Origin of the sequence: Vibrio owensii CAIM 1854 = LMG 25443 (genome assembly GCF_000817815.1) — a bacterium.
GTDB classification, from domain to species: Bacteria; Pseudomonadota; Gammaproteobacteria; order Enterobacterales; family Vibrionaceae; genus Vibrio; species Vibrio owensii.
Genome location: NZ_JPRD01000017.1, coordinates 70,506 through 95,578, shown reverse-complemented (window position 1 = coordinate 95,578; position 25,073 = coordinate 70,506). Strand labels below are relative to the sequence as shown.

At 46.7% G+C, this 25,073-nt stretch carries 24 protein-coding genes; 11 read left to right on the top strand and 13 right to left on the bottom strand.

The annotated features are described in order from the left end of the window. Positions 1 to 137: 137 nt before the first annotated feature. Positions 138 to 2,561 (bottom strand): formate C-acetyltransferase/glycerol dehydratase family glycyl radical enzyme, encoded by a 2,424-nt coding sequence (locus H735_RS11650; protein ID WP_020195341.1) that lies wholly within the window; start codon positions 2,559 to 2,561, stop codon positions 138 to 140. A gap of 2 nt (positions 2,562 to 2,563) precedes the next feature. Then, positions 2,564 to 3,505 (bottom strand): glycyl-radical enzyme activating protein, encoded by a 942-nt coding sequence (locus tag H735_RS11645; RefSeq protein ID WP_020195342.1) that lies wholly within the window; start codon positions 3,503 to 3,505, stop codon positions 2,564 to 2,566. Between the two features lie 256 nt (positions 3,506 to 3,761). On the opposite strand from H735_RS11645, the gene H735_RS11640 reads away from it, so the two are divergent. Next, the gene (locus H735_RS11640; RefSeq protein ID WP_027726626.1) at positions 3,762 to 4,436 is read left to right on the top strand and encodes a fructose-6-phosphate aldolase; all 675 of its coding nucleotides are present in this window, start codon (positions 3,762 to 3,764) and stop codon (positions 4,434 to 4,436) included. Positions 4,437 to 4,542: 106 nt separating this feature from the next. Here H735_RS11640 and H735_RS31865 read toward each other — a convergent pair whose 3' ends face one another. The 5 genes from H735_RS31865 to H735_RS11620 form a co-directional block, all read right to left on the bottom strand. Continuing rightward, positions 4,543 to 4,677: a hypothetical protein gene (locus H735_RS31865; RefSeq protein ID WP_005453163.1), complete on the bottom strand. Its 135-nt coding sequence runs from the start codon at positions 4,675 to 4,677 to the stop codon at positions 4,543 to 4,545. Next, positions 4,674 to 5,102: a ribosomal maturation YjgA family protein gene (locus H735_RS11635; RefSeq protein WP_020195344.1), complete on the bottom strand. Its 429-nt coding sequence runs from the start codon at positions 5,100 to 5,102 to the stop codon at positions 4,674 to 4,676. The genes H735_RS31865 and H735_RS11635 overlap by 4 nt, the downstream gene beginning before the upstream one ends. Further along, complete coding sequence (creD, locus tag H735_RS11630; RefSeq protein ID WP_020195345.1) at positions 5,089 to 6,429, bottom strand: cell envelope integrity protein CreD; 1,341 nt, start codon at positions 6,427 to 6,429, stop codon at positions 5,089 to 5,091. The genes H735_RS11635 and creD overlap by 14 nt, the downstream gene beginning before the upstream one ends. 75 nt (positions 6,430 to 6,504) lie before the next feature. Next, entirely contained in the window at positions 6,505 to 7,947 is a 1,443-nt protein-coding gene (gene creC / locus H735_RS11625) for a two-component system sensor histidine kinase CreC (protein WP_020195346.1), read from the bottom strand. Then, positions 7,947 to 8,657 (bottom strand): response regulator, encoded by a 711-nt coding sequence (locus H735_RS11620; protein ID WP_020195347.1) that lies wholly within the window; start codon positions 8,655 to 8,657, stop codon positions 7,947 to 7,949. The genes creC and H735_RS11620 overlap by 1 nt, the downstream gene beginning before the upstream one ends. A 260-nt stretch (positions 8,658 to 8,917) precedes the next feature. Between H735_RS11620 and H735_RS11615 the strand changes: the two genes are divergently transcribed. Beyond that, positions 8,918 to 9,430 carry a DUF2799 domain-containing protein gene (locus H735_RS11615; protein ID WP_020195348.1) on the top strand — a complete coding sequence of 171 codons (513 nt, stop codon included), beginning with the start codon at positions 8,918 to 8,920 and terminating at the stop codon, positions 9,428 to 9,430. Positions 9,431 to 9,464: 34 nt separating this feature from the next. Here the strand turns inward: H735_RS11615 and H735_RS11610 are convergent, their stop codons facing one another. Then, a complete protein-coding gene (locus tag H735_RS11610; protein WP_020195349.1) occupies positions 9,465 to 9,923 on the bottom strand; it encodes a GNAT family N-acetyltransferase in 459 nt (152 codons plus the stop codon). Between the two features lie 162 nt (positions 9,924 to 10,085). Here H735_RS11610 and eno point away from each other — a divergent pair, with 162 nt between their 5' ends. After that, entirely contained in the window at positions 10,086 to 11,369 is a 1,284-nt protein-coding gene (gene eno / locus H735_RS11605; RefSeq protein ID WP_020195350.1) for a phosphopyruvate hydratase, read from the top strand. A gap of 70 nt (positions 11,370 to 11,439) precedes the next feature. Here eno and H735_RS11600 read toward each other — a convergent pair whose 3' ends face one another. Beyond that, a complete protein-coding gene (locus H735_RS11600; RefSeq protein WP_020195351.1) occupies positions 11,440 to 11,910 on the bottom strand; it encodes a GNAT family N-acetyltransferase in 471 nt (156 codons plus the stop codon). A 132-nt stretch (positions 11,911 to 12,042) separates the two neighbouring features. Here H735_RS11600 and H735_RS11595 point away from each other — a divergent pair, with 132 nt between their 5' ends. The 3 genes from H735_RS11595 (at position 12,043) to H735_RS11585 (ending at position 15,202) form a co-directional block, all read left to right on the top strand. Continuing rightward, entirely contained in the window at positions 12,043 to 13,233 is a 1,191-nt protein-coding gene (locus tag H735_RS11595) for an MFS transporter (protein ID WP_020195352.1), read from the top strand. Further along, positions 13,208 to 14,179 (top strand): HTH-type transcriptional regulator YidZ, encoded by a 972-nt coding sequence (gene yidZ, locus H735_RS11590; RefSeq protein ID WP_020195353.1) that lies wholly within the window; start codon positions 13,208 to 13,210, stop codon positions 14,177 to 14,179. The genes H735_RS11595 and yidZ overlap by 26 nt, the downstream gene beginning before the upstream one ends. Before the next feature lie 183 nt (positions 14,180 to 14,362). Beyond that, positions 14,363 to 15,202 carry a class I SAM-dependent methyltransferase gene (locus H735_RS11585; protein ID WP_020195354.1) on the top strand — a complete coding sequence of 280 codons (840 nt, stop codon included), beginning with the start codon at positions 14,363 to 14,365 and terminating at the stop codon, positions 15,200 to 15,202. Positions 15,203 to 15,278: 76 nt separating this feature from the next. Here the strand turns inward: H735_RS11585 and H735_RS31860 are convergent, their stop codons facing one another. Beyond that, complete coding sequence (locus H735_RS31860) at positions 15,279 to 15,404, bottom strand: hypothetical protein (RefSeq protein ID WP_265100868.1); 126 nt, start codon at positions 15,402 to 15,404, stop codon at positions 15,279 to 15,281. Between the two features lie 342 nt (positions 15,405 to 15,746). Beyond that, a complete protein-coding gene (locus H735_RS11575) occupies positions 15,747 to 16,637 on the bottom strand; it encodes an alpha/beta hydrolase (RefSeq protein ID WP_020195356.1) in 891 nt (296 codons plus the stop codon). A 148-nt stretch (positions 16,638 to 16,785) separates the two neighbouring features. Here H735_RS11575 and H735_RS11570 point away from each other — a divergent pair, with 148 nt between their 5' ends. Beyond that, complete coding sequence (locus tag H735_RS11570; protein WP_020195357.1) at positions 16,786 to 17,703, top strand: LysR family transcriptional regulator; 918 nt, start codon at positions 16,786 to 16,788, stop codon at positions 17,701 to 17,703. A gap of 12 nt (positions 17,704 to 17,715) precedes the next feature. Here the strand turns inward: H735_RS11570 and H735_RS11565 are convergent, their stop codons facing one another. Continuing rightward, on the bottom strand, positions 17,716 to 18,588 hold the full coding sequence (locus H735_RS11565) for an aspartoacylase (RefSeq protein WP_020195358.1): 873 nt from the start codon (positions 18,586 to 18,588) through the stop codon (positions 17,716 to 17,718). 61 nt (positions 18,589 to 18,649) lie between these two features. Next, positions 18,650 to 19,528: a 6-carboxytetrahydropterin synthase gene (locus H735_RS11560; RefSeq protein WP_020195359.1), complete on the bottom strand. Its 879-nt coding sequence runs from the start codon at positions 19,526 to 19,528 to the stop codon at positions 18,650 to 18,652. A gap of 202 nt (positions 19,529 to 19,730) precedes the next feature. Between H735_RS11560 and H735_RS11555 the strand changes: the two genes are divergently transcribed. The 4 genes from H735_RS11555 to H735_RS11540 all read left to right on the top strand — a co-directional run bounded on the left by H735_RS11555 (position 19,731) and on the right by H735_RS11540 (position 25,071). Beyond that, positions 19,731 to 20,600: a DMT family transporter gene (locus H735_RS11555; RefSeq protein WP_020195360.1), complete on the top strand. Its 870-nt coding sequence runs from the start codon at positions 19,731 to 19,733 to the stop codon at positions 20,598 to 20,600. A 391-nt stretch (positions 20,601 to 20,991) separates the two neighbouring features. Next, positions 20,992 to 23,172, top strand: coding sequence for an FUSC family protein (locus tag H735_RS11550; RefSeq protein ID WP_020195361.1), 2,181 nt, complete (start codon positions 20,992 to 20,994; stop codon positions 23,170 to 23,172). Between the two features lie 10 nt (positions 23,173 to 23,182). Further along, the gene (locus tag H735_RS11545; protein ID WP_020195362.1) at positions 23,183 to 24,868 is read left to right on the top strand and encodes a TolC family protein; all 1,686 of its coding nucleotides are present in this window, start codon (positions 23,183 to 23,185) and stop codon (positions 24,866 to 24,868) included. After that, complete coding sequence (locus H735_RS11540) at positions 24,868 to 25,071, top strand: DUF1656 domain-containing protein (protein WP_020195363.1); 204 nt, start codon at positions 24,868 to 24,870, stop codon at positions 25,069 to 25,071. Before H735_RS11545 ends, H735_RS11540 begins: the two co-directional genes overlap by 1 nt. The last annotated feature ends 2 nt before the right edge of the window (positions 25,072 to 25,073 follow it).

Below are 25,073 nucleotides of genomic sequence, written 5' to 3'. Positions count from 1 at the left end.
ATAATGCGAGCCTTGCTGTGTTTTATAAAACAAAACCGTTATCTCGAATCCAGTTGCTCTGTTTTTGTACTTACTGATTGATTTAATAATGAAAAAGGCACCAACCGGTGCCTTTTTATTTTACTTAGTCAGTCTACTTACAGCTCGTGCTCAGTACGTGCGATGATGTCGTCTTGCGCATCTGGTGATAGCGCGGTAAAGAAGGCTGAGTAGCCTGCAACTCGCACAACAAGATCACGATATTGCTCTGGGTTCTTCTTCGCGGCTAACAAGGTCTCACGAGAAACGATGTTGTACTGCACGTGCCAACCTTTGTGGTGGTTGAAGAAGGTACGGATCAACATAGAAAGCTTGAGCTTATCCCCTTCAGACTCAACCGCTGCCGGGCTTAACTTCTGGTTAAGCAGCACGCCACCAAGGATCTTATTCGCTTGGATCTTACCGACCGAGTTGTACACCGCCGTTGGACCTAAACGGTCTGAGCCAGATGACGGGCTTGCACCTTCTGCCAATGGCGTTTTCGCTTTACGACCGTCCGGCGTTGCCATGGTTGAAGCACCGAATGGGACGTTTGCCGAGATACTTGATGTACCTGCGTAGTAACCGCCGCCAATTGGACCACGCCCATGACGCGTATTAACGAACTGCTCTAGCTCATCAATGTACACTTGGTACGCGTCTGCGAGCAGTTGGTCTACCGCGTCATCATCGTTACCGTATTTTGGTGCAAAGTTGATAAGACGTTGGCGAAGCTGTTCGTTCTCCATACCATCGAAATCTTCTGCCAATGCTTTTGCCAGCTCTGGCTGAGTAATCTGCGCGTCATCGAAAACAAGGTGTTTGATTGCTGCTAGGCTGTTACCCAAGTTGGCGATACCGACTTGCAAACCAGATACCCAATCGTATTTCGCACCACCTTCTTTCACGGTTTTACCGCGAGCTAAACAATCATCCACCAGCGTTGAACAGAAAATGTCTTGTGCCTGCTGTTCAAGCACGCTGTCGACGACTGTATCAATCTCAATCGATTTACGGGTGTAGTAGCGGATTTGCTCTGCCCAAGAAGCGGTCACTTGCTCAAAGTTCTCAAAGTTGCCTTTTGCTAATGACTTATCGTGTGGCAAGAAAGCTTTACCCGTTGTTGCATCCACACCTTCGTTCAATGAAGCTAGCAAGATACGAGCGAAGTTAATGAAGCTCATGCCCGTACAACGGTAACCCCATTTGCCCGGAACTGCGGTCTCGATACAGCCGATAGATGCGTAGTTGTAAGCGTCTTCTTTCTCTACACCAAGCTTGATGAATTCAGGAATAACAATCTCATCGTTGTTGAACGCTGGCATACCGAAGCCACATTTAATCACTTCAACACAACCCATCAGGAATTCTTGGTTTAAACCCTCATGGTAACGCACACTCAAGTTAGGTTGCGTCGAACGTAACTGACCACAAGATTCCAGAATCGCCCAAGAAAGTGGATTCACTGCATCTTCAGGCTCACCCTTTTCATTCAACTTCTGACCGCCGATACACACGTTTTGGTACAGCGGAGAACCTGCGGAGGCTTTAGAGTGCGCACCAGAGCGAATCTTGTTAACTTCAAGCAGCTTCAACCAACAGCTTTGTAAAAGCTCTAATGCAAAGTCTTTCTCAATTGTGCCGTTTTCGATATCACGAACATAAAATTCGTTTAGGAACTGGTCCATACGACCGAAAGAAACCGAGTGACCATTCGATTCGATTTGTAGCATCAATTGAACGAAGTAGCTCAATTGCAGTGCTTGCCAGAAGTTTTCTGGTGCGTGGCTCGCGACATGACGACAGTTTGCCGCAATGCTTTCTAACTCAGCTTTGCGTAGCGGGCGCGTCTCTTCTAACGCCATTTTTGCCGCCAATTCAGAGTAGCTCACTATGTGGTCTTGAATCGCAAGCAGCACGATTTCGACCGACTTGTAGAACTGCTCTTTCTTCAAGCCTTCAAAGGTCGAAACATCATTGTTAACACGGTGCTGACGAACATCCTCTAACAAACCGTTCATGCCTAGCTTAAGGATTTTCTCGTTATCCACCGCAAGGTGCGCGTCACCCGAAGTCATGTTGCCTTCAGCTTTAATGATGGTGCTGGCTAAGATTTCTTGCTGCTCATCAGTGAACAAGCCGTAACAACGGTCTTGAACGGTTTTACCACGCCAATACGGTGTGATGCTGTGAATGCTTTGCTTATCTTCTTCGGTAACGGCAAAGCCTGCACCTGGGCGGTCGGCTAGATCATCAATTTCCGCTTCAATCCAACGTACAGTGTATTCTGGGAAAATAGGTGCAGCGCGCACTTTGCTCGCTTGGTTACCGACGATCAACTCATCGTGTTTAATCCAAATAGTACGAGTGCGTAAATGCTCTTGCAGTGCTAGCGCACGTTGGACAATCACAGGTTTGTCTTCGTTTGCTTGATAAGCACGAGTGTATGCCTCTGCACGCTCGGTACAGACGGGTGGCGTTACGATATTTACCAGTGCCAATTTGTGCGCTTTGATACGCTCAGGAAGGTAATTCAGGTCCATAGTTAACCTCTTACAATCACGTTAAGTTGGGTGTTTTCGCTTGCGTATTGCATGGCGCTTTCTAGCAGTTCTGGTTTGTTTAGTGGCTTGTCAGAACACTCGTAAGGCATATCGAGCAAACGGTATTTATTGATGCCGAGCGTGTGGTACGGCAGCAAGTGAAGTTCTTGGCAGCTTTCTAGTGAAGCCGCAAAATCGATGATGTCTTTCAACTCTTCGATGGTGTCATTGAACCCCGGCACCACTGGAACGCGAATCACAATGCGTTTCGCGATAGGTGCCAGTTTTCGGAAATTGTCTTTGATGCGTTTTAGTGAACCTTTCGCCCAGCTAAGAAACTTCTCTTCATCGGTGTGTTTTAAATCCGCCAACCAGCAATCAATATGCGGCGCGGCTTTTTCGACGTTCTTCCACGGCACATGCATGCACGATTCAATAGCGGTAGAGACTTGGTTGTCATGCAGACGCTGTGCGAGTTCTGCTACCAAATCCGCTTGCATGAGTGGCTCACCACCGGAGAAGGTCACACCACCTTGGCTTTGATCGTAGAAAGGTTTGTCTTTCATCAAGGTGTCGAACAGCATGTCTGATTTTGCCTCTTCACCGCAGACAGTCAGTGCTTGCGTAGGACAGACGTCTCGCAGCGCGATCAGTTGGTCTTCTTTGATGGCTTTGCGATTGATGATGATTTGATTGTCGATGCGTTGAATACCATCGCTCGCCGTTTCACTACCCGCCGTGGTTTGAGTTGTAGCTTGATACGTAGAAACGCACAGCTGGCAATCTTCCATGCAGCTTCGCTGATCAAACAACAGTGAATGCTTTTCGCTGCGGCTTTCTGGGTTTTGACACCAAGGGCAAGACAAGCTGCATCCTTTAAGAAAAAGAATGGAACGAATGCCATCGCCATCATGGGTAGAGAATCGTTGGATATTGAAATACATCTCTGCTTGCCTCTTGGTCTGTGCTACCGCTGTGTACCTAATTCGTTTCTTTTGCTCGTTGAGTCTTATGAACAGCTTTTGTGTTTTCTAACTGAAAGCTTCATTTGAGCGTTTACAAGTTTCACTTAACTTTCATTTAATGAAATTATTATGGTTTCAAATGAAATTTCAATTGATCAAAATCAAGATCTCGTTCGATTGTCAGATCTATAGTGATCCCATCATCAAAACGAAGATTTTGTTTAAGGTAGAAACCATGATTGAACTTTATTTAGATACTGCTGATGTGGCAGAAGTAAAACGCTTTAACCAGTGCCTACCGCTAAAAGGCGTGACGACAAACCCAAGCATTTTGGCGAAGTCAAAACAGGGACTGAATGAAACCCTAGCAGGCATGCAAGAAGCACTTGGCGGTACACCTCGCTTTCATGCTCAAGTCGTGAGTTCAACCGTCGAAGGCATGGTGGCAGAAGCACGCCAATTGAATGAATTGCCTTACGATATGGTGGTAAAAGTGCCAGCAACAGAAACAGGCTTAGCTGCAATTAAGCTAATGAAAAAAGAGGGAATTCAGGTTCTTGCTACCGCTATCTATTCAGCTCAACAAGGTTTCCTAGCGGCACTGTGCGGTGCTGACTACCTAGCACCTTACGTAAACCGCATTGATGCGATGAACGGCAACGGTGTTGAAGTGGTCGCGGATCTTCAATTGTTGCTCGATCAAAACCAACTACCAGCGAAGATTTTGGCAGCCAGCTTCAAGAACACTCAACAAGCGATGGAAGTGATGAAGCTAGGCATCGAAGCCATTACATTGCCAACCGATGTGGCAGCACAAATGTTCGCACATCCAGCAGTAAAACCGGCGGTTGAGCAGTTCGATAAAGACTGGAAAGAGACGTTCGGCGAGAAACTTTCATTTGAAAGCTAATTAAAAGTAGCAGCTAGACGTCTCAATGAATAATAAAGGGAGTCTTAACTCACCTGTGCGCCGGTGAGTTAAGATTCCCTTTTGTATTTCAGATAGAGAAGTAGCGCTACAGTAGTTCTCTATTGGTCAGTGACCAAAGGTACACGCGCTTGAGTAAACTGATTTTGATCCTTTTACGAATACCTCGTTTGGAATGGCGGAGTCGGTTTGGTAGCGCAATGGCTTTCATCTCGTTTTTCATTTCTTTTCCATCCACCAACACAGTAGACCTCCGATGCAGTAAGCCAGCAGATCTTTCCAATCAAATGTAGCGCCCAAAATTACAGCTAGAGGCGATGAAGATTCGATACCAAGCCAAACTGCAACCTGTAACAGTTGCCCTAACTCAACAGCAAACGCAATCAACACCACCAGTGAAACCAGCCAGTTAACAGGCATGGAGAACAAGCTTGCAAGAAAGTAGTAGAGCCAAACCACAACGAGAACATCGCCAAATGTCGGACGAATAAAGCTGTCTCGAACATAGAGCGCAATAACGACCAATGCGATAAAACACACCAAGCTTTTCAGTCCATTTTTTGCAGATACTCGCAGGTGGATAGCGGACGTTTCTTCCACCATATTGCTTGGCTGCCCAGTGAGAATTGCTCGTTTAAACATCTTCATGATTCGCCTTTGCGCTTTCTTCCGCTTTCTTATTTCGTGCGTACCAGTCGATGTTGCGTGTAATGACCATAGTGAAGCTCAAAATCGCGAAACACAGTAATGTCCCCATCACCAATGCGTAGCTTTCTGCTTGTAGCAAGCCAAACAGTAATCCGTAGAGAGTAAGTAAACACGCTCCGAATATCGCGCCGTGTTTGGTGTTGCTCAACATACCGCTCACGTACACACTTAAAAGCCCCGTCGATGCGACTGCTGACACCACATACGCCCAGTTAAAGCCGAGGTGTTCACTCATCGAAATCAGCAATAGATAGAAAAGCGCTAAAGCCAGACCAATAAAACCGTATTGTACTGGGTGAACCGGACGCGCTTGGAACAGCTCCAGCAAGAAGAAACTCGCAAACACTAATGTGATAACCAACAGTGAATAGTTCACAGCTCGATGAGACTTCAAATAGTGGTCCACGGGATCAATCAAATCTACGCCCATTTGTCGCTGTTCAAGCTCGTGACAAGCGTGACTCGATGACAAACAGCTTTGGAACAGCTGCGCGATATTGGTAGAGAAATTATTGCTCGCCCACTGTGCATTAAATCCATCTTCGGATACCTCTGACGACACCGGTAAGTAATCACCGATAAAGCTTGGATGAGCCCATGTTGAAGAGAGCTCAACCGTTGTTTGACTACCGATTGGTGTGACTTGAAGCTGACCCATCCCTTGCAGCAAGAAGTTAAGATCGAAAGCCAAAGGTTGTGCTGGGTTTAGGTCTGCAAGTGTCAGATCACTGTGGAAGCCTTGTGGTAACTGATTTAACCCCGTTCCCGGTGCGACGTCGATATCAGAGCTCGCCATGGTCATGTCATCCAAACGAATCAATCCACGGCTGTCTTCAATGCCAACCACTAGGCTCATGTTTTCAATATCAAGCCCCTGCAATGCCGAGAGATCGTCTGCATCAAAAGTACCTTTCAGCGCCACTTGTGCTTTGTATAAACGCGCACGGTAAATGCCTCGGTACTTTTCAAAACTGTCCAGATTCGCGCTCATATCAAAAGTGCTAGGTAAAAGAAATTTACGACGCTCTTTAATCTGTACTTTGTCATCTCGGTAACTGGTTTCGGTGTAGTTAACCATGATGAATGGACCAATGATGCGCTGTTCGCCGCTGCTGCTGCGTGCGATGTCGTTTCTGACTTCATCTTGGCGATATGAGCGTTCTGAGATCAACCCTGTGACCATTGAAAGCGGGATTTGCAGTAAGACAAACAAAAACAGCACGAAGGCGAACTTCGTGCCGAGTTGGTTATTGAGGATCTTTTTCATGTTTCATTCTCCATTTGCTGATGGGAGTAATCTAAATCAGCAATTTGGAGAACGAATGGAGCTAATGTGGAGTTTCTATGGAGTTGGTAAAATCAGGGTCACTTTCACGCCAGAATCGACGTTTTCGACTTGTAACTGACCTTTGTGCAGCTTGATCACTTGCTCAACAAAATTCAGCCCGAGCCCAGTGCTCTTAACACCATTTTTCCGAGCGAGGGAATAAAAGCGCTCGGTCAAACGAGGCATCGCATAGTCAGGAATGTGAGGACCTGAATTGAAAATCGACAGGCACGCTTTCTCTTTCGCGACCTCAGCTTTCCATTCAATGCATCCCTCCGAATCAACAAAATCCAGCGCATTGTCCATCAGGTTAAAAGCGGCCTGTTTCAGTAAGAAGGCATCACCAAGCACGGAGAGATGGTCATCAATTTGAATGTTGGCAGTGACCGACTTAGCACTCAAACGCACATCCGCCGATTCAAGCACTTCATTGACCATTTGTTTTAGCGAGATAGCTTCGACTTGCTCTAGCTCAGGGCGCTTTTCAAGACGAGCAAGTTCTAGCAACTTATCAATCAATGACTGCATGCGATCGCTTTCTCGCTCAATGTTGCCAGCAAAGCGCGTGACCTTTTCTTCAGGCAACGGCATTTGCAATATTTCACTCGCGCCTTTAATCGCTGATAACGGACTTTTCAGCTCATGAGTCAGCGTCTGTACGTACTCTTCCACATACTGTTTGCCATCGAGCTGGTTGCGCATTTTCTCCAATGCGTCGCTTAGCGTGCCGTACTCATAGAAGATACGAAATGTCGGCTTAGAGACCTTTTCACCCTCACCCATTTTGGTCGCGTAGTCTTCTAGCTTGTTCAGTGCCGAGTGAATTCGCCAAGCAAACAATGCCCCTGCCAATAGCACTAAACCACTCATCCACACCATCCAAAACAGCACATTGCGTTTAGAAAGATCGATGAAAGGTTGTACTGAGCGATTGGATTTTGCCACCGTCACGCTGCCAATGATTTCGCCTTTGTGGTAGATGGGCGCAGCAACGTGCATGACGGTTGAAAGCGGATCTTTCGGGTCTTCGATGGTACTGCGCGCACCGTATTGACCACGCAACGTGAGATACACATCATTCCATTGCGAGTAGTCTTTGCCAACGTCTTGCTGCCAAGAATCCGCAATCACAATCCCTTGTTTGTCGGTGATGTAAATTCGATGATTAATCGCTTTTTTGCCAATTTCCCAAATGCGCGCTTGAGGCTCTCGCTGTCCATAAGCCGTTAATAGTTTGGAGAAGCGACTCTCAGACAACTTACCGTTTGCAACGTCTTCTTCCGCCAATACCGCAAGCAAGTTCGCCATATCCACCAGTGTCTCTTCGGTGGTTTGACGTACGGTTGGCTTAAGTTCTTGGACAACGGTTTTGCTCACCATGTAAGCCGTCATCCCGACTAAGATGAAGTAGAGAAAAAACAGTCTGAGTCCAAGTGGGATCTTCGGCCAGCGATTCATCATTCACCTTTAATGCAGTAAAAGTAACCAAAGCCACGCTTGGTACAGATGCGTTCAGACATCTCAAACGGCTTCAACTTATGGCGAATAGCTTTGATGTGGGTATCGATATTGCGCTCGTATGCAGCCTCTGGTGCCATGTCTGCCGCGACCATGAGCTGCTCTCGGCTCAATACATTGGAAGAGACGGAAATCAGTTTATCGAGAATCTTAAATTCGACCGCCGTTAACCCAAGCATTTGCCCGCCAACACCATAATCGAAGTTTTGCGCAACCAAATCATGGTTCAATTGAGGCTGTTCTGGAACAGCTACAGGTTCCGGCTTGTGCTCCTTCATTGGCGTTTTGGCTTTGATTCTAAGCTTAATGCGCGCCAACATTTCACGCGGGCTAAATGGCTTAGTCACGTAATCATCCGCGCCAATCTCCAAGCCTACCACTCGGTCAATTTCATCGCTTCTTGCGGTTAGAAAGATAATGGGAATATCAGAAAACTCACGGATGGTTTTGCACAATTCAAAACCATTGCCATCCGGCAAGCCTACGTCTAACACAAGTAACGCTGCGGAGTTGTGCTGCAAAAAAGCTAAGCCCTCTCCTGCCGTTGCAAACCACTCTGCGTGGTAGCCATCCATCTCTAATACATGAATCAGGTTCTCTGCGATGGCAGATTCATCCTCAATAATGACGACGGTTGATTGGTCGCTCAATGTTCTAACCTCACTGACGATACTTGCTTAGATGCACATCTTTTTCACTTACTTTGGCGCAAAGGCTATCGAATTGATACCACAAAGGCAAAATCCGTGAATAATATTAATCAAACACCCTCTCATTCAGCGTGGTGAACTTATCACTCACACTGATGAGTCACTACAATTGTGAATACAATGATTTCAACCATTGATATGAACAGTGTTCATTTTACACTCGAGTTATCAATTCGATTTTGTTTAAAGGACAGTAACTGATGAAAAGAGCGCTAATCCCCCTAGCTTTACTCACTTTGCTCTCTGGTTGCGCCAGCATGTCTCCGGATGAGTGCAAGACGGCGAACTGGTACAAGGTAGGTTATCAAGATGGCCGAGACGGCAACGCTCCAAACGTTATCAATAGCTATACCGAAGACTGTGGTGAAGCGGGTGTGACACCAGACCGAGCGAAATGGAAAGAAGGTTTTGATAAAGGCACTATCCAATATTGCTCACCAGACAATGGTTACACTGTCGGTATCGAGGGCAAGGAATACTACGGTGTGTGCAGCAGCAAAGAATTCATTGAAAACTACCAGTTAGGTCATCAAGAATATCAACGCCAGCAACGCATCCAAGAGATCGATACTGAAATCTCGGTCATCGATAATCAACTTGATGGCAACCCAGACAAAGACAATGCCAAACGTCTGAAAGAGAAGAGAAAGCGATTGGCTGACGAGCGCTCAGACCTCCTGTCGCCAACCATCAACTTGAATCTGAATTTCTAAATCGATTGGATTTAGCTTCTAAAAATTCATGGCCCTAACTCAGTTCTAGGGTCATGAATTGGCTGTTTGGATCGAGTTCGTAATCCCCGAACGGCTCGCAGTACACAAAGCCATGCTTTTCATACAACAGGCGCGCAGGTTTAAAAAATTCCATCGAGCCCGTTTCTAAACTCAAGCGCTGCAAGCCTTTTTGCTTCGCTTGCTCAATCACATGAATCAATAATTGAGAGGCCACACCTTGGTTTCTTGCCGCTGGCGTGGTGCGCATGGATTTCAGCTCCGCGTGTTGGCCATCCAACTCTTTAATCGCAGCACACCCAAGCAGTTGTTCACCCTTCCATCCGGTCCAAAATGTCACTTCTGGTGCTTTGAGCTTATCTAAATCTAACGCATGCACGCTCTCTGGTGGTGACGTGGCGTACATGTCTTGCAAATGTTCTTCTAGCAATGCAATGACTGCCGTTCTTTCTAAATTGTCGACTTCTATCTTCACGACTCTTCCTTGATAACCAATGGCCTTTCTGGAATTTATGTGAAAACAGCCACATAAACAACTGTCTTCAACATCAAAGATATCAAGAGTCATCGTAATCAAAAATCTGTGTCTACACTCTTAAAGTCATTTCCCCACCTAACTGATCATTGAGGACATACTATGGATTTCTTGATTGAGGATATTCTGGCGCGCGAAATTTTGGATTCACGCGGAAATCCGACTGTGGAAGTCGAAGTCACGCTCGGCTGTGGCATTGCAGCAAGAGCATCGGTGCCCTCGGGTGCCAGTACTGGTTCACGAGAAGCGGTAGAACTGCGAGATGATGACGACACCCGCTTTGGTGGCAAAGGCGTACTCAATGCCGTTCAACTGATCAATACCGAAGTGCTCGAAGCCATTGTTGGTTTGGACTCGCGCGATCAAGCATTAATTGACCGCATTATGATCGAGCTAGATGGTACCGAAAACAAATCCCGTCTCGGCGCGAATGGCATTCTTGGTGTCTCCCTCGCCGTAGCTCGCGCAGCCGCACTAACTGCTGACGTACCTTTGTATCAGTATCTCGGTGGTGTAGGCGCTAACCTACTGCCTGTGCCTTGTATGAACATCCTCAACGGCGGCGTGCATGCTCGTTGGCAAGGTCCGGATTTTCAGGAATACATGATTGCGCCATACGGTGCTGAAAACTTCAGACAGGCGGTGCAATGGGGCAGCGAGGTGTATCATGCATTGCGCCAAGTTCTGTTGGAGTCCAATCACTCGGTTGGCGTGGGTGATGAGGGTGGCTTTGCGCCAGCTGTGAAGTCCAACCGCGAGCCGTTAGAGTTGATTGTCAAAGGCATTGAGAGAGCCGGACTGAAACCCGGTGTCGATGTCGGCATCTGTATGGATCCAGCCTCTAGTGAGTTCTATGAGAATGGTAAATATAAGCTACGCTCAGAGAATCGTGAACTGACCTCCGCAGAGATGATTGAATACTATGAGAAGTTGGTAGAAGACTTCCCTGTGGTTCTTCTCGAAGATGGACTTGCCGAAGACGATTGGGATAACTGGCCACTATTGAATGAGAAGCTCGGCGGTAAGATCGAAATTGTTGGTGATGATCTTCTGGTTACTAATACCAAATACATCCAAAAAGCGATCGACATGAATGCTGCTAACTCAGCATTGATCAAACTGAATCAGATTGGCTCGCTAACCGAGACCATTGAAGCGATTCAAATGTGTCATCACGCTGCATGGGGCGCGTTTGTTTCTCACCGTTCGGGTGAAACCACAGACAGCTTCATTGCCGATATGACTGTTGCACTTCGCACTGGTCACCTTAAAACAGGTGCGCCATGTCGCGGTGAACGTGTCGAAAAATACAATCAGCTAATGCGCATTGAAGACGAGTTAGGCTCAATGGCGGTGTTCGCTGGTCGCAAAGCCTTTGTGCGCTAATCGCTCAATACACCTAAAAGAAAGCCGCCCAGTGTAGAACTAGGCGGCTTTTTAGTGTCCGGAAAACTGATTACAAGGCTTGTCGCATAATGTGCTGAGGCCCAACCGGACCACCATGATACAGCTCATTAGTGTCTTCAAAACCTGCTTTCAAATAGCACTGATAAGCCGGTACATTGCGGCAATTAACCGTCAAATAGAGAAAATCAAAGCTCGGAAAATGCAATTTCGCATAATCAGCAAACTGGCTGATGGCTCGCTTGGCAATGCCTTTGCCTTGGTGACGATGATCCAACAATAACCAACGCACGCCTAAGCTCTTTTCCGGACAGAAGTCGTAATTCTCACTGTATCCGGCATCGAAGACAAAAAAGCCGACCACTTGATCATCCAATAAGATCAAATGCGCTAGCTCTGTCGGTTTAAGACTTTCCAATAACTCAGGAATATTTGCGACTGTGTATTGGACTTGATTCTCTAAGACTTGCAGCTCAAGGGTTTGCTCATGACGGCATGGCGTGTACTTTTCAATGGTAATCATAGTCATCCTTGCTGTTTTTATACTCATTTCATACAGGGTATGTCGTAAATGGAAAAACCTGCTGTCGTATTTCCCACTCGCAGGCAAACGTTTAGCACACTATTATCCTCATCAACTGTTAGTGAGGTTGTCATGTTTCGTTTTCTGCTTTGTAGTTTCTCTCTTGTTTTACTCTATCCTACCGCCATTGATCTTTATCTTGTAGGTTTGCCTCAAATTGCCGCGGATTTAAACGCCAGTGAATCACAATTACACATCGCGTTTTCTATTTACCTTGCTGGTATGGCAACCACCATGCTGTTTGCAGGTAAGATCGCCGACTCCGTTGGCCGTAAACCGGTGGCGATGCTAGGTGCGGCCATTTTTATTGCAGCATCATTGCTTGGCGGAATGGCAGAACAATCCAACACGTTTTTAATCGCACGTTTTGCACAAGGTATTGGGGCTGGATCTTGCTATGTGGTTGCTTTTGCTATTTTGCGCGACACATTGGATGACAAACGCCGCGCTAAGGTGCTGTCGATGCTTAACGGCATTACCTGCATCATTCCTGTCATCGCACCCGTTGTTGGCCATCTCATTATGCTCAAATTCCCTTGGCCAAGCCTGTTCACCACAATGGCAGGCATGGGTGTGGTGGTTTGTTTGCTTTCGACCTTGGTGCTGAAAGAATCAAAGCCTAGTGCATTGCCACAACAAAGCACCGCTTCAGCTTCTACCCAAGAAACGTTCGCGGAGCGCTTTTTCATCAGCCGACTCATCATTACATCCATCGGCGTGACCACCATTCTTACCTACGTGAATGTCTCTCCAATGCTGGTGATGGGCGAACTTGGTTTTGACCGTGGCGGCTATTCTTCTGTCATGGCAGGCACTGCATTAGTCAGTATGATCACTTCTTTCTCTGCGCCATTGGCTTTGTCTTACTTTAAGCAACGTACTCTGATGCTGACTTCGCAAACCTTGCTTGTCAGTGCCGCGATGGTGATTGGTTTTGCTCATCTAAACCAATGGGGAATCCCATTTTACTTATTCGGATTTGGGCTGATTTGCGCTGGCTTCTCGATTGGCTTTGGCGTGGCCATGAGTCAAGCGCTCAGCCCTTTCTCTCTGCGTGCTGGTGTAGCAAGCTCACTACTGGGCATCGCTCAAGTGTGTTGCTCTGCCCTCTACATCTGGTTTATGGGGTTCATCGGCGTTAATGCGCTGAATATGTTGGTGTTTGTGTTAGCTATAGGTGGCGCAATCAGCTTGGCTCTAATACTATTTATTCCTAAGCCTGCTCATGAAAGCCACTATGAAGAAATCACTAGCCCGTCTTGATCTCAACCTGCTGTTCACTCTGCAATTGCTGCTGCAAGAGCAGAGTGTTTCCAAAGCGTCGAAGAAATTAAACGTCACGCCGTCAACGGTAAGTAAATCGCTTAATAAGCTTCGTGACTGGTTTGATGATCCTCTGTTTGTGAAAACACCAAAGGGATTAGCACCCACTCCTTTAGCGCAAAGCATGGAGCAAGATCTGGCAGAATGGCTACAAATTGGCAGTCAAATTGCGGAGAAACGCAGCGACATAGCCCCCAAAGGCGTACGCTTTGATCTGACCATTGAGTCACCTTTAGTGCTGACAATTCTTGATGATCTTCTTGTTGCCATCCACCAGCGCTACCCAGATGCGAAAGTCAAAACCAGTAACTGGGATTACGATTCACTCGACGCGATTGTACGTGGAGAGGCAGACATCGGCTTTACCGGCAGAGAGAGCCATCCCCGCTCAAAAGAGTCACTCGACCTGCTTCCCTACTTTCTTGATTTCGAAGTGCTGTTCTCAGATTTACCTATGGTGTACCTGCACAAGGATCACCCCGCTTTGGAGCAGGAATGGAACCTTGAGACCTTTTTGAGTTACCAACACATCAATATTGTTTGGGAAAAGAGTGAGACGTGGGCACTGGACGAAGTGTTGAGTGAACTTGGTTTACAGCGCTCCATTGGCTTAACTATGTCGAGCTTCGAACAGTCTCTATTTATGGCCGCGCAACCACACCACAATATGCTGACCACTGCGCCGCAGTACTGTGAGAGTTACACCAAGAAGCTACATCCAGATTTGGTGTGCTTACCCATTCCTTTAGAACAGCCACAGCAAGAGAAGCTGCTGATCCCGTTCACCATGATTTGGCACAAACGTAATGCGTACAATCCCAAACTGGTGTGGTTGAGAAACACCATGAAATCGCTGTATGGAGAGAAAAGTAGCAGCAATACGTGATTGCTTCTTCCACACATTACTGATAAATTTCGCGCGTTTTTAACCCTATTATTAAGGAGGTATTTCCAATGATTCGTTTTCAACACACTCATTTTAATCAACGTCCTTACGTTGTTTTAGGATAACTAAAACCCCTAAATTCAAGTAAGGACGACAAGCTAACTTATTGTCGGAATTACAACTATGTTTAAAAAACTGAATGAAGCAACCGCCAAGCCAGCCGTTTGGTCAGCATACACTGCAGACGTACTGTGGACAGATAACCACATTGCGAAACAGATGCTCAGCTTCCACCTAAACCAAGAAATCGAAGCCGCGTCGCGCTCATTCAACTTCATTGATGAATCTGTTGACTGGCTGGTGTCTGAATTTGGTCTCAACCAAGATTCAAAAACCATCGATTTTGGTTGCGGCCCTGGCCTTTACACCCAACGTTTAAAAACGCGTGGTGTAGGTACTGTGCTCGGATTGGATTTCTCGCAAAACTCACTGGAATATGCGACTCAACAAGCAGCGTCTTCGAACCTCGCTATTGAGTATCACTTAGGCAATTACCTAGAGTTCAGTGACACACGACAGTTTGATTTGATCACGCTTGTTATGTGCGACCTTTGCGCGCTCAATCCAACTCAACGAGCCACATTGTTTGCTAAATTCAAAACACTGTTGGCTGAGAATGGTGCGATTGCATTAGACGTGTACACACAAACACGTTTTAACAAGCAAGCTGAAGCGCTGACACTCAATAAAAATGCCATGAACGGTTTTTGGAGTGCAGAAGATTACTGGTGTATTCAGTCTTCATTCAAATACGAAACTGACCTTGTCACGCTAGACAAGTACGTGATAACCGAAGCGCAACGAGAATGGACAGTCTATAACTGGCTGCAACATTTCACTTTAGACATGCTTAAAGCAGAACTTGCGCCGCATGGTTTAGAAGTTCAAGCAACCTACAGCGACTTGCGCGGAAAGCCGTTCGTAGATGGTGACGAAATGGCGGTGGTGATTCGTCATAAATAATGACCAATCCAAGCTAGAGCGACACTGCTATCAATAGCAAAAGGGGCGATATTCTCGCCCCTTTTTTCGTGTTTCGCTATTTGCATTTGTTACGCATGAACCAACTCAACCGGTCCGTGATCGTCACAGTGGTCGCCGTGTTGATGGTGAAGCCGACCATCGACAATGTAATCCACATGATCGCCATGTTGTATTGCCTCATGTCCACAACCCGGCCCATGTACATGCCCACCGCAAGAGTGCACAGGATGACATCCATCAGGATTGGTATCACTCAATCCAATAACATGTTCATCGCAGTGATCACCATGTGGATGATGCAAGGTTCCATCCACTAAGTAATCAACATGACCATCATGACGTATTGCCGTATGCCCACAATTTGGACCATGAGCATGGTTTGAATGTGAATGCGTTTTAGAGCAAGCCATCGACCCACCTCCCTTTTATAGGTTTATGCTTTCATATCAATGTTAGCTGTTGTGTTGCTACGCATTCCCTATATTTTAGATTATGTGAGCGGCTTCATGTGTACCACGCATGATCAATGAAAAAACTCGATGATCTGCTCGATTGCTTGATCAACATATTCGTCTTCATCATACAGCGCGATGTGATTCGCTCCTTCAATTCGAATCAGCTGTTTAGGCTGCGAAGCGGCATCAAACATTTGCTCGCTTTCGTATGCAGAATCCGCTTCTGTACCGACAATCATCAGTAGTGGTGTCGGCGTCAAGTTTGCAGCAATATCCAAAGCTGAAAAGTTAGCTAACGTCTCATAAGACCAAGGCAAAAACTTGCTCTCGTACAAGCCTTTTGCTCCGCGCTCTGTCATGTAGTACTGGTAGAACTCTCGGAACAGACGTGGCATTTCTTCACTGTCTTCAGCTGGTGCGTGAGGCAGAAAATCAATCTGCCCAGTAGCAAGATATCGTTCTCTCGCTTTATTACCTTTAAGTAGCAAATCTAACAAACCTTCTCGACCAATTACGTTGTGATAAAAGCCTCTGTGGTCAAAGTAAGCACTCACGGTCGCAAGTGATTTTACGCGTCTATCTGTCGCAACGGCATGAGCTAAATATCCACCGCCAGAACAAACACCTACCCCATAAATATGCTCAATGTTTACATACGCTAAGGAACGTAAATAAGTGACCCCGTTGCGGCAATCTTCCGCTTTATTGTATGGGTTCTCATGAAATCTTGGCGCACCTTCACTGGCGCCAAAACTGGCATGATCAAACGTTAATACCACAAATCCCTTGGCTGCAATTTTCTCGGCGTAGATTCTTACCGTCTGCTCTTTTACTCCCGCCTGCGGCGCAGCAATCAAAACCGCTGGTAAAGGATTTTCGACTTTGGATGGACGATGAATTTCCGCTGCAAGTCGGTTGCCATTGCTGAAAAATGAAGCCTCATATCTTGTTACTGTCACTCGATTCACTCTCTATGTTTAACGGTTTTTTAGACGATAAAGACGAGCATTCACAAACATTTGCACTCTGCTTTTCTCTTTTAAACAAGTATAAGGAGCGCTATTATTCGGATATATATAGGCATTATGAAAACACTGTTAGGTTTATATGAACAATCTATCTTGGCGAGGCATTCGCGCGTTTATTTATGTCGCGGAATGTGGAAGCTTCACCTCCGCAGCCGAAGCGATGGGCGCATCAAAGGCAAACGTAAGTCAGCTCGTGAGTGAATTAGAATCCTCGCTAGGTGTTCAGTTACTCTATAGAACCACACGCCAGCTCCGCCTTACTGAAATTGGCGATGGTTACTTTCGCAAGTGCAAAGAAGCGATGCTACAACTGGATGCCGCCGCAGAGTGGGCGCAGCAAGCCACCAGCGAAATTAAGGGCAGGATTCATATGAATTGTGTTGGAGGTCCGATTGGCGAAGAACTTATTGCACCATTGGTGATGAGTTTTCAAGCCACCTACCCGAACGTTGAAGTAGAGCTCGATTTCTCAAAACATCGCGTCGATCTCATTGAAGATAGCTACGACTTAGTGCTTCGTGTCGGCGAGATGCCAGACTCCACTCTCATCGCGCGCCGACTCACCACACTCCGCACACACTATGTCGCAAGTCCAGATTTTCTGGAACGACACCCGAACATCCTCGTCCCAGAAGATCTTAAAGCCTTGCCTTTGATTCATGGCAGTGTTGATCATTGGATCATGAAGAATCATAAAGAGCAACGCATTATCAACGTAGGGCAAGGTATTAAAGCAGCTACTGGCAGAACCATGCGCCACGCGGCGATTTCTGGGTTAGGGGTAACGCGACTAACCGATGTGTACTGCCATGCTGATTTAACATCAGGGAGACTTATTGAAGTGCTCCCTGAGTGGTCAGAAAAAACCTTACTTTCGCTCGTCTGTCCGCCAGTCAAATATCAACTGCCAAGAGTCAAAATGCTCATGGACTGGATAAGTGACCGATTTGAAGAGCACTATAAACAGTTCAAAATTGAGGGCGAACATTCAAGCTAAGCTCGGTTTCAATCACTCCGCGCTCACAACCTTTTTCTCAGCAAGTGCCATGGCAATATTGGCTTTGCTGTATGCACTTTCATTGATGAAGTGCGGATAGATATCCTGTTTGCCTTCCCAGAAAATGTCATAACCAAAGAAGGTCGCGAGTAGTGGTTCGCCCGGTTTGACTACCTCGAAATCTCGTCCACAGATCATAGGGTGTACTGTCGCGACACGCATACCATCGTGATCGACAGGGATCATCACTTCTTCAGTGTAAAAATACGCATCGTAGTCGTTCAACTCACCAACTTGCCCAAGGTTATGCTGCTCAAGGTAATCGAGCACCATAGTCAGCATCTTCTTCATTAGCTCTAACGTGTCGTACTTCAGTGAGCCATGTGCTTGAGCTCCAACTTCGATCATCACGCCATGCTGCCCTGTGGTGCACAAATAAGGTTGGTCATCCCACGCTTTTCTGTCTTCAAACAAGATGTTGGCTTCTGGCATGCGTTGCTTCACATACGCCCCCATCTTGCGATAGAACACGTCATTAGAAACCAAAATCAAGGTCGCACCCATGTTACTGGTAGTGTTGTGCAGATCAACGATCAATTGCTTCTCTTGGTGAGCATGTACTTGCGTGAATTGCTGCGCGATTTCAGTTTCTTGCTGAGTCGCAGGTAATGATTGATTCGCCAAGGCAAATTCACGGTTGAGGTCGGTTTCAACATAACGAACGTTTTGCTTTACCGCTTCGGGGTTGCCAAGCACACAATGAGTATTGAACGTCGAACGATCGGCAACATAAAGACGATCTTTGATCAGCTTTTGAAGATAAATGCCAGAAAGCTCATTACCATGCGTACCTGCCACGAGCAGAACACGATTAAGTTTGTCCATAAAAGTGATATTCCAAATATTGAGTAAAAGTGAGTTTTGATTGAGATTGAGCAGCGCCCTCTTAGCGAAACGCCATTGCTCCTTTCCCCACGCCTTCATAAGCGATGATTTGTAACGACTGCCCTTCTTCCAGTGAAGGAGCAATTTCATTGGCGATAAACACAGCCAACAACTCTACCGTCGTATCGGTGTTCAATACTTCGGTTTCGCTGTGCGCAATAGCAAGTTGGAAGTCACCTTGTGAAGTGGTGTATCGGAAACCAAAATGCGTATCGCAGTTGATGAGGCTCGCATGTTCGCTCAGTTCCAAATGACTGATCTCAACCAGATCTTCGATAGAAGCGAGGTAGATATCCTGCCAGCGCTGCGCAAAAGCGTCCTCACGAGCGGCATCGCGCTGACCATCAACCAGAATTTGGATAGGCGAGCGATGACCATGTGCAATACGCTGACAATTGCCATCGTGCTTTTTTAAACCGTGGGTGTAGTGATAGTAAGCGCCATCGAATTTTTCATGACGCAAGGTCACGTCAATCGATGCCACATTAGTTGGTAAATGACCTTGCAGAACTTGGTGGATGTGTTGCGTTACACTCTCTATTGAGATTTCTTGTGCATCCACGAAGCAAAAGGCTTCATCTGGGCAATGCAGGTGAATGCTCTTTTCTCCGCGCATGAGATCGACTTGAGTATAACCGGCTTTAGTATTCGCCCTTTCGACTGCGGAATTTTTTACAGGGACAAGCAAGCGGTGATCAACGTACTGATCGACCAACTGTTTGATTTGTTTTTTAACTTTCGAGAAATCCAGCACCATGCTCATCTCATTGAGATCGCCGTGCATTACTACGTCCAGAATCCAACTCTCGCCGACCATGCCTCGTGTTTCACACAAGTACGAAGCATCAATAACCGTGAGATCGTTAACAAATAGATTCAATCTGAATTCCTCATTTTATGTTGAGTCTAAAAATAAAATGTTATGTTATAACACTTACCGCTCTCGCTCAATTTCGCAAAGTGATGTTCTTTCCACTCAGCGTTGCGCTATGGTTTCAGCTATAACTAATCACTTTATCAACTAATTAGCCTTTTCGATTTAGCGCTACACTGCGACTCTTAATGAGATTTGAGGATAAGGAATGTCGACATTTTTACTGACCGCGATTGCCATGTTGGCGTTTGCCGCCAATTCGCTGTTGTGCCGCTTGGCATTGGCAACAGGTTTGATTGACGCGGGCAGCTTCACTCTTATCCGTTTACTCTCTGGCGCCGTGACTCTCATCGCCATCATGCTTTTGCGTGGCAACTGGCGCAGCCAAATCCCAACAACTCGATTTAGTCTTTTCGCTGGGATGGCCTTATTTGGATATGCGGCACTGTTCTCTTTCGCTTATGTAAAACTAGCAGCTGGAACTGGAGCCTTGTTACTTTTTGGTGCCGTACAGCTAACTTTGGTCGCACTCTACTGGTGGCAAGGGCAAAGGTTTAAAAGACTCGAACTGATTGGTATTGCGGTTTCTTTGCTTGGGTTTGCGTGGTTAATGCTGCCATCGGCAACACGTCCTGATGTTTGGTCAGCTTTGTTAATGGTATTTTCAGGCATTTGTTGGGCAGGGTTTACCGCCTTGGGTAAGCAAGCTCCCACTCCTAGCAGCGGCATTACTTGTGGATTCATTACCGCTTCTATCTTTGGGCTTTTACTCTCTCCTCTTCTACTAGAGTCCATTCACGTTACGTTGCAAGGCGTAATGCTCGCGGTTGCATCCGGCGCCATCGCCTCTGGTTGCGGGTACGTCCTTTGGTATCAAGTGATGCAAAAACTGACCTTGCTGCAAGCAGCGGTCAGCCAACTTTCTGTCCCTGCAATTGCGTTAGTCTTAGGAAGTGCGTTGTTAAGTGAGCCGCTCACTACCCATTCAATCATCACCAGTGCCATCATCCTTGGTGGTATCGCTTTAGTATTTTTATCTCGCTCCCAAAACCCGACAAAGACTCCAGCAAGCCAATAAAAAATAAAAACTTTCCTCTCAACTTATCTCCCATCATCTATGCTTTTTGTTAGGCACTTGTTTTCACAGCACTTTGGACGTGAGCAATGCCTAACACGCTGGCGATGAGCCTTGAATAGAAATTTGGTTTGGTAACTCCTGCAAAACTGTATCAGTAATGAGATTTTCTAGTTAAACGTTTTCTTGGTCATTTTTCCCTCACGCCATAGGTAACGGGGTGTGAACGGCGATTTGAGCATTTTGACCCAATTTGGTTTTGACAAAGGATTTACAAACCACCTCTTTTCAATCGCTATATTCCGCCTCCGCAATTTTTTCAGAACGAAATTCTGACTATTGATTGAGTAAATTCATCCACTTACAAACATAAGCCTGAGCTAACTTTGAGACTATGAACGATAAAAGCAAATTCGCCACAAAAGTAGCCCTTAGCCTGACTCTGGCTTATCTGATCCCATTTGCCATGGGTTGGCCGCAAGCGTCGACGGCAGCAACGACAGTCATGTTGATCGCTTCAACAGGCAGCCGCCGTGAATCGCTAGCGAAAGGCACATTGCGTGTGTTGGGTACTTTGGTCGGTGCTGTGATTGGCTTGCTGCTAGTTGGAATGTTTGCTCAAGACCGCTTCATGTACATGCTCAGTGTCTCTGTGGTTGTGTCCTTTATCTTCTATTTCCGTAACGCTTACCAAAAAGACCCAACGCTGCTTGCCCTAACCGGCGTAATGACTTTGATGATGTCTAACGGTGGCGATGCAGAAGGCGCGTTTATGTACGGCGTTGACCGAGCGTACATGACCATCTTTGGCGTGGTGCTTTACACCTTGGTAGGCACATTCTTATGGCCAACAAAGACAGAGCAAAACCTTCGTCAGCTTATTGAACAACTTAACCAAGCTCAGCAAGCGTTGTTCGCAGCGATTTTACAGAACTTCGAACAAAGGCATGCTCAACACCAAGGGTTAGTTCCGGCTTCGGGCACGCAGGACGGTGAGGAAGACGAAGAACCAAAGCCCACTATCGATGAGTTGCTAGACAAAGTCTTTGCCGCGCAAAACGCGTTAGAGCAACGCTTCGCAACCGTGAGTGTCGAGTGCAGTGATGTCTCGGCCTACATGAAAGAGTGGCAACTTGCCGTCCACTTCAACAAGCAAATCACCCAAGAGCTCAGCGTGGCAGCACACAGTCACTTTAGCCACCAGCAAGACCGAAGCTGCATCAACAACTTCGATCAAGCCGTCGAAGAAATTCAAACTCTTTTCAAAACCTGCCAAGAGATGTGGGACAACGAAGGCCCTGCCTATCGCGCACAGGAATTTAAAGTTGATTACAACCAGCAGGCTTTATCTAACGCCCCACACCTTGCAAAAGGCTCCGCACTCACGCTTGGTCACTTGCTTAAATTAATGCACCAGAGCTTATCTCGCTTAGCAGAGAGCATCAGCTGTATTGATTCGGTGACCAACAATGTGTCGTTCAAACAAGAATTACCAAAGCAGAAGAGCAAGTTCCTTTGGTGGGATGCCGAAAACTTCAAAACCGCAGTGAAAACCTTCACCACCTACTGGGTGGCTGGGTTGATTTGGATTTACTTCAATCCACCGGGTGGCTACTCGTTTGTTACCTTCTCGACCATCTTTATGTCACTGCTGTCGTTCGTACCTGTTCACCCATTCATGTTGCTGATTTTGTTTACGTTTGGCTTCCTATTTGCGGTGCCTTCGTACGTCTTCATCTTGCCGGGATTAGAACTCGGTGGTGAGCTCGGGTTGTTCATCTTCATCTACACCTTTATCGGCTTCTACTTGTTTAAAGGGCCGGTGACCATCTTCTACATGATTGGCTTGTTTGTCCTCGGCCTCGACAACAACATGACCTATCACTTTGGCATTCTGATGACGATCATGACCTTGTTCTACATGGTGGTGTTCATGATCATTTTCGCTCACTACTTCCCGTTCAACTCCCGTCCGGAGCACTTGTTCTTGACCATGAAGGAGCGGTATTTCAGGCATGTGGGCGATTTGTTTTCCAGTTACTACGAACAGTCTGAATCGACTTACAAGAAGATGAAACGTTCACTGCACTTGGTCACACTGAACGTCTCTTCTAAAAAGCTCAAAGTGTGGGGTTCTAAAATCAACCACAAGCTGTTCGACAAGACACCGCCAGAAGCGATTGGGGCATTCAGCAAGTCTTGTGACGCCCTGAGCAACCACGTCAACATTCTGATTGCTGCCGAACAAAAGCTATTAAGTAACCCCCTTATCAAGCAGTTACGCAGCAAGCATACCGATTCCATATTACCTCTGATGGCTGGCGCACTCGCAAGCCATCAGGCGACCGACGAACTCGATTCTGTGTTCGAAAAATACAGCCAGGATTACCAATCCTTTGAAAATAAACTGGAAGATTTCTTTAGTGAGTTGGATTTATCTGACTACGCTTATTCAGAGATTGCTGGTTTTTATATCTTGCTGAATTTAAAACGGAACGTGTTCGAAGCGATCAACCAATGCAAGCAAACCTACGAGGATATCGATTGGGTGAACTTACGTCAGAAGCGGTTTTAAAGGTGAGGATATGATGCTTCTAAAACTAACTAAACCAAGCCTCGCCATACTCTCTGTACTCGGATTGAGTGCGTGTACGACTTTGGGTCCGGACTACGTCCATCCAGAGCAAACCGCCTTGCCAAGTGATTGGTCGGTAGAAAAAGCGGCGCAAGACACACAACAATCCGAGCAAAAACTGCAGCAGTGGTGGCAGCAGTTCAACGATCCAACACTGAACCAACTGGTTGAGATGGCGAGCCAACAAAACCTCGATCTTGAGGCGGCGGGTTTGCGTATCGTTCAAGCACGTTCGTTATTGGGGATCTCCACAGGATTGCAATACCCACAAGTGCAAACGGTCTCCGGTAACTTAGCTAGGGCTTATGTGAACGACCAAGGTGTGAATAACGCTGCGTTGTCGTTTGACGCTGGCTGGGAGATGGACATCTGGGGCAAATACGCACGTGGCATTGAGTCGGCTGAGGCTGGTTACTATGCATCGATTGCGTCATACCACGACATCATGGTGACCATCACCTCTGAGGTGGCACGCAACTACATCAACTACCGCACGTTCCAAGAGCGTATTTTGCTTTCTCGTCGAAACATCGAGATCCAAGAGCGCGTGGTGAATATTACTCAGGTGCAGTTTGATTCGGGTAACGTAACCGAGCTCGACGTTCAGCAAGCGAAGAACCAGCTCTTCAATACTAAAGCGGCGCAACCTTCGCTTGAAATTGCAATGAAGCAGTCGCGCACGGCATTGGCATTGCTGTTGGGTGTCCTGCCAGAAGACGTTGAAAAGCTGTTGCAATCTGATGGCTTTGCCCAGCGTATGGCAGATTACGAAAACCAGTTTAAATCCTCAGGCAGAAAACCTGCTTTGTCTGGGAATGATGAACGTTCCATCGTACCTCGCCCTCCTCTGTTGGATGACAAAGTGGATGCGAATCTAGTAATGCGTCGACCTGATTTGCAGGTTTCAGAGATGCAAGCACGAGCGCAAAGTGCTCAGATTGGCGTTGCAGAAACAGCACTGTACCCAAGCTTCACCTTGTTCGGTTCGATTGGTATCGACAGCACAGTACCGGACGGCAGCAGCTTTAGCTTCAGTGACTCGTTGACCATGGTCGCGGGGCCAAGCTTTAGCTGGAACATTTTCCAGTACGGCCGAGTGAAGAACAACATCCGCTTTGAAGATGCTCGCTTCCAAGAAACCATCACCAACTACAACAAGAAGGTGCTGCAAGCGGTTAATGAAGTAACCAATGCGCTGGAAGCTTACGACTTGTACTTGGAGCAAAAGTCGTTGCGTCTGCAATCGGTGAACTCATCCATCCGTGCGTTCAACATCTCGATGACCCAGTACGAAAACGGTCAGATTTCTTTTGAGCGTCTACTGAATTCAGTAGAGAAGATGACTCGCGCAGAAGACAGCTACGCCACCATCAAAGGTAACGTCGCAAACCAAGTGGTTGCCCTTTACAAAGCACTCGGTGGCGGTTGGGAAACCCAAACTGGTAAGCCTTTCTTATCAGAAACCGTTGCAAAACAGATGCAAGACCGCAGCGATTGGGATGATTTGCTAGACGAAGAAGAACGCGTTCTGCCGCCACTGCTTCTTGAGCAAACATCAGACAAAGCGCAAGCGGACAGTCCTGAGCAAATAAGTGATGAGCAAAACAATGCCGAGCAAAATGGGGAGGTGCAGTAATGCCACACGAACTCTCTTGGGGTGACGTTTACTTCTCACCGCTGCTCTTGGTGCTGATTCTTGCAGTCACCGCTACATGGATAACGGTGATCATTTTGAACAAGACACGTTTGTCTCGTTTCATTGCGTTTCCGTCTCTGACATTCATTGCCATCATGGTGTTCTACATGGTGGCCATCGACAGTTTGTATATACAGTTTTAGGT

Coding starts and splice junctions, on each gene's coding strand:
- H735_RS11650 (WP_020195341.1), bottom strand. CDS start 2,561: ATGGACCTGAATTACCTTCCTGAGCGTATCAAAGCGCACAAATTGGCA.
- H735_RS11645 (WP_020195342.1), bottom strand. CDS start 3,505: ATGTATTTCAATATCCAACGATTCTCTACCCATGATGGCGATGGCATT.
- H735_RS11640 (WP_027726626.1), top strand. CDS start 3,762: ATGATTGAACTTTATTTAGATACTGCTGATGTGGCAGAAGTAAAACGC.
- H735_RS31865 (WP_005453163.1), bottom strand. CDS start 4,677: ATGAAAAACGAGATGAAAGCCATTGCGCTACCAAACCGACTCCGCCAT.
- H735_RS11635 (WP_020195344.1), bottom strand. CDS start 5,102: ATGAAGATGTTTAAACGAGCAATTCTCACTGGGCAGCCAAGCAATATG.
- creD (WP_020195345.1), bottom strand. CDS start 6,429: ATGAAAAAGATCCTCAATAACCAACTCGGCACGAAGTTCGCCTTCGTG.
- creC (WP_020195346.1), bottom strand. CDS start 7,947: ATGAATCGCTGGCCGAAGATCCCACTTGGACTCAGACTGTTTTTTCTC.
- H735_RS11615 (WP_020195348.1), top strand. CDS start 8,918: ATGAAAAGAGCGCTAATCCCCCTAGCTTTACTCACTTTGCTCTCTGGT.
- eno (WP_020195350.1), top strand. CDS start 10,086: ATGGATTTCTTGATTGAGGATATTCTGGCGCGCGAAATTTTGGATTCA.
- H735_RS11600 (WP_020195351.1), bottom strand. CDS start 11,910: ATGATTACCATTGAAAAGTACACGCCATGCCGTCATGAGCAAACCCTT.
- H735_RS11595 (WP_020195352.1), top strand. CDS start 12,043: ATGTTTCGTTTTCTGCTTTGTAGTTTCTCTCTTGTTTTACTCTATCCT.
- yidZ (WP_020195353.1), top strand. CDS start 13,208: ATGAAGAAATCACTAGCCCGTCTTGATCTCAACCTGCTGTTCACTCTG.
- H735_RS11585 (WP_020195354.1), top strand. CDS start 14,363: ATGTTTAAAAAACTGAATGAAGCAACCGCCAAGCCAGCCGTTTGGTCA.
- H735_RS31860 (WP_265100868.1), bottom strand. CDS start 15,404: ATGAGGCAATACAACATGGCGATCATGTGGATTACATTGTCGATGGTC.
- H735_RS11570 (WP_020195357.1), top strand. CDS start 16,786: ATGAACAATCTATCTTGGCGAGGCATTCGCGCGTTTATTTATGTCGCG.
- H735_RS11565 (WP_020195358.1), bottom strand. CDS start 18,588: ATGGACAAACTTAATCGTGTTCTGCTCGTGGCAGGTACGCATGGTAAT.
- H735_RS11555 (WP_020195360.1), top strand. CDS start 19,731: ATGTCGACATTTTTACTGACCGCGATTGCCATGTTGGCGTTTGCCGCC.
- H735_RS11550 (WP_020195361.1), top strand. CDS start 20,992: ATGAACGATAAAAGCAAATTCGCCACAAAAGTAGCCCTTAGCCTGACT.
- H735_RS11545 (WP_020195362.1), top strand. CDS start 23,183: ATGATGCTTCTAAAACTAACTAAACCAAGCCTCGCCATACTCTCTGTA.
- H735_RS11540 (WP_020195363.1), top strand. CDS start 24,868: ATGCCACACGAACTCTCTTGGGGTGACGTTTACTTCTCACCGCTGCTC.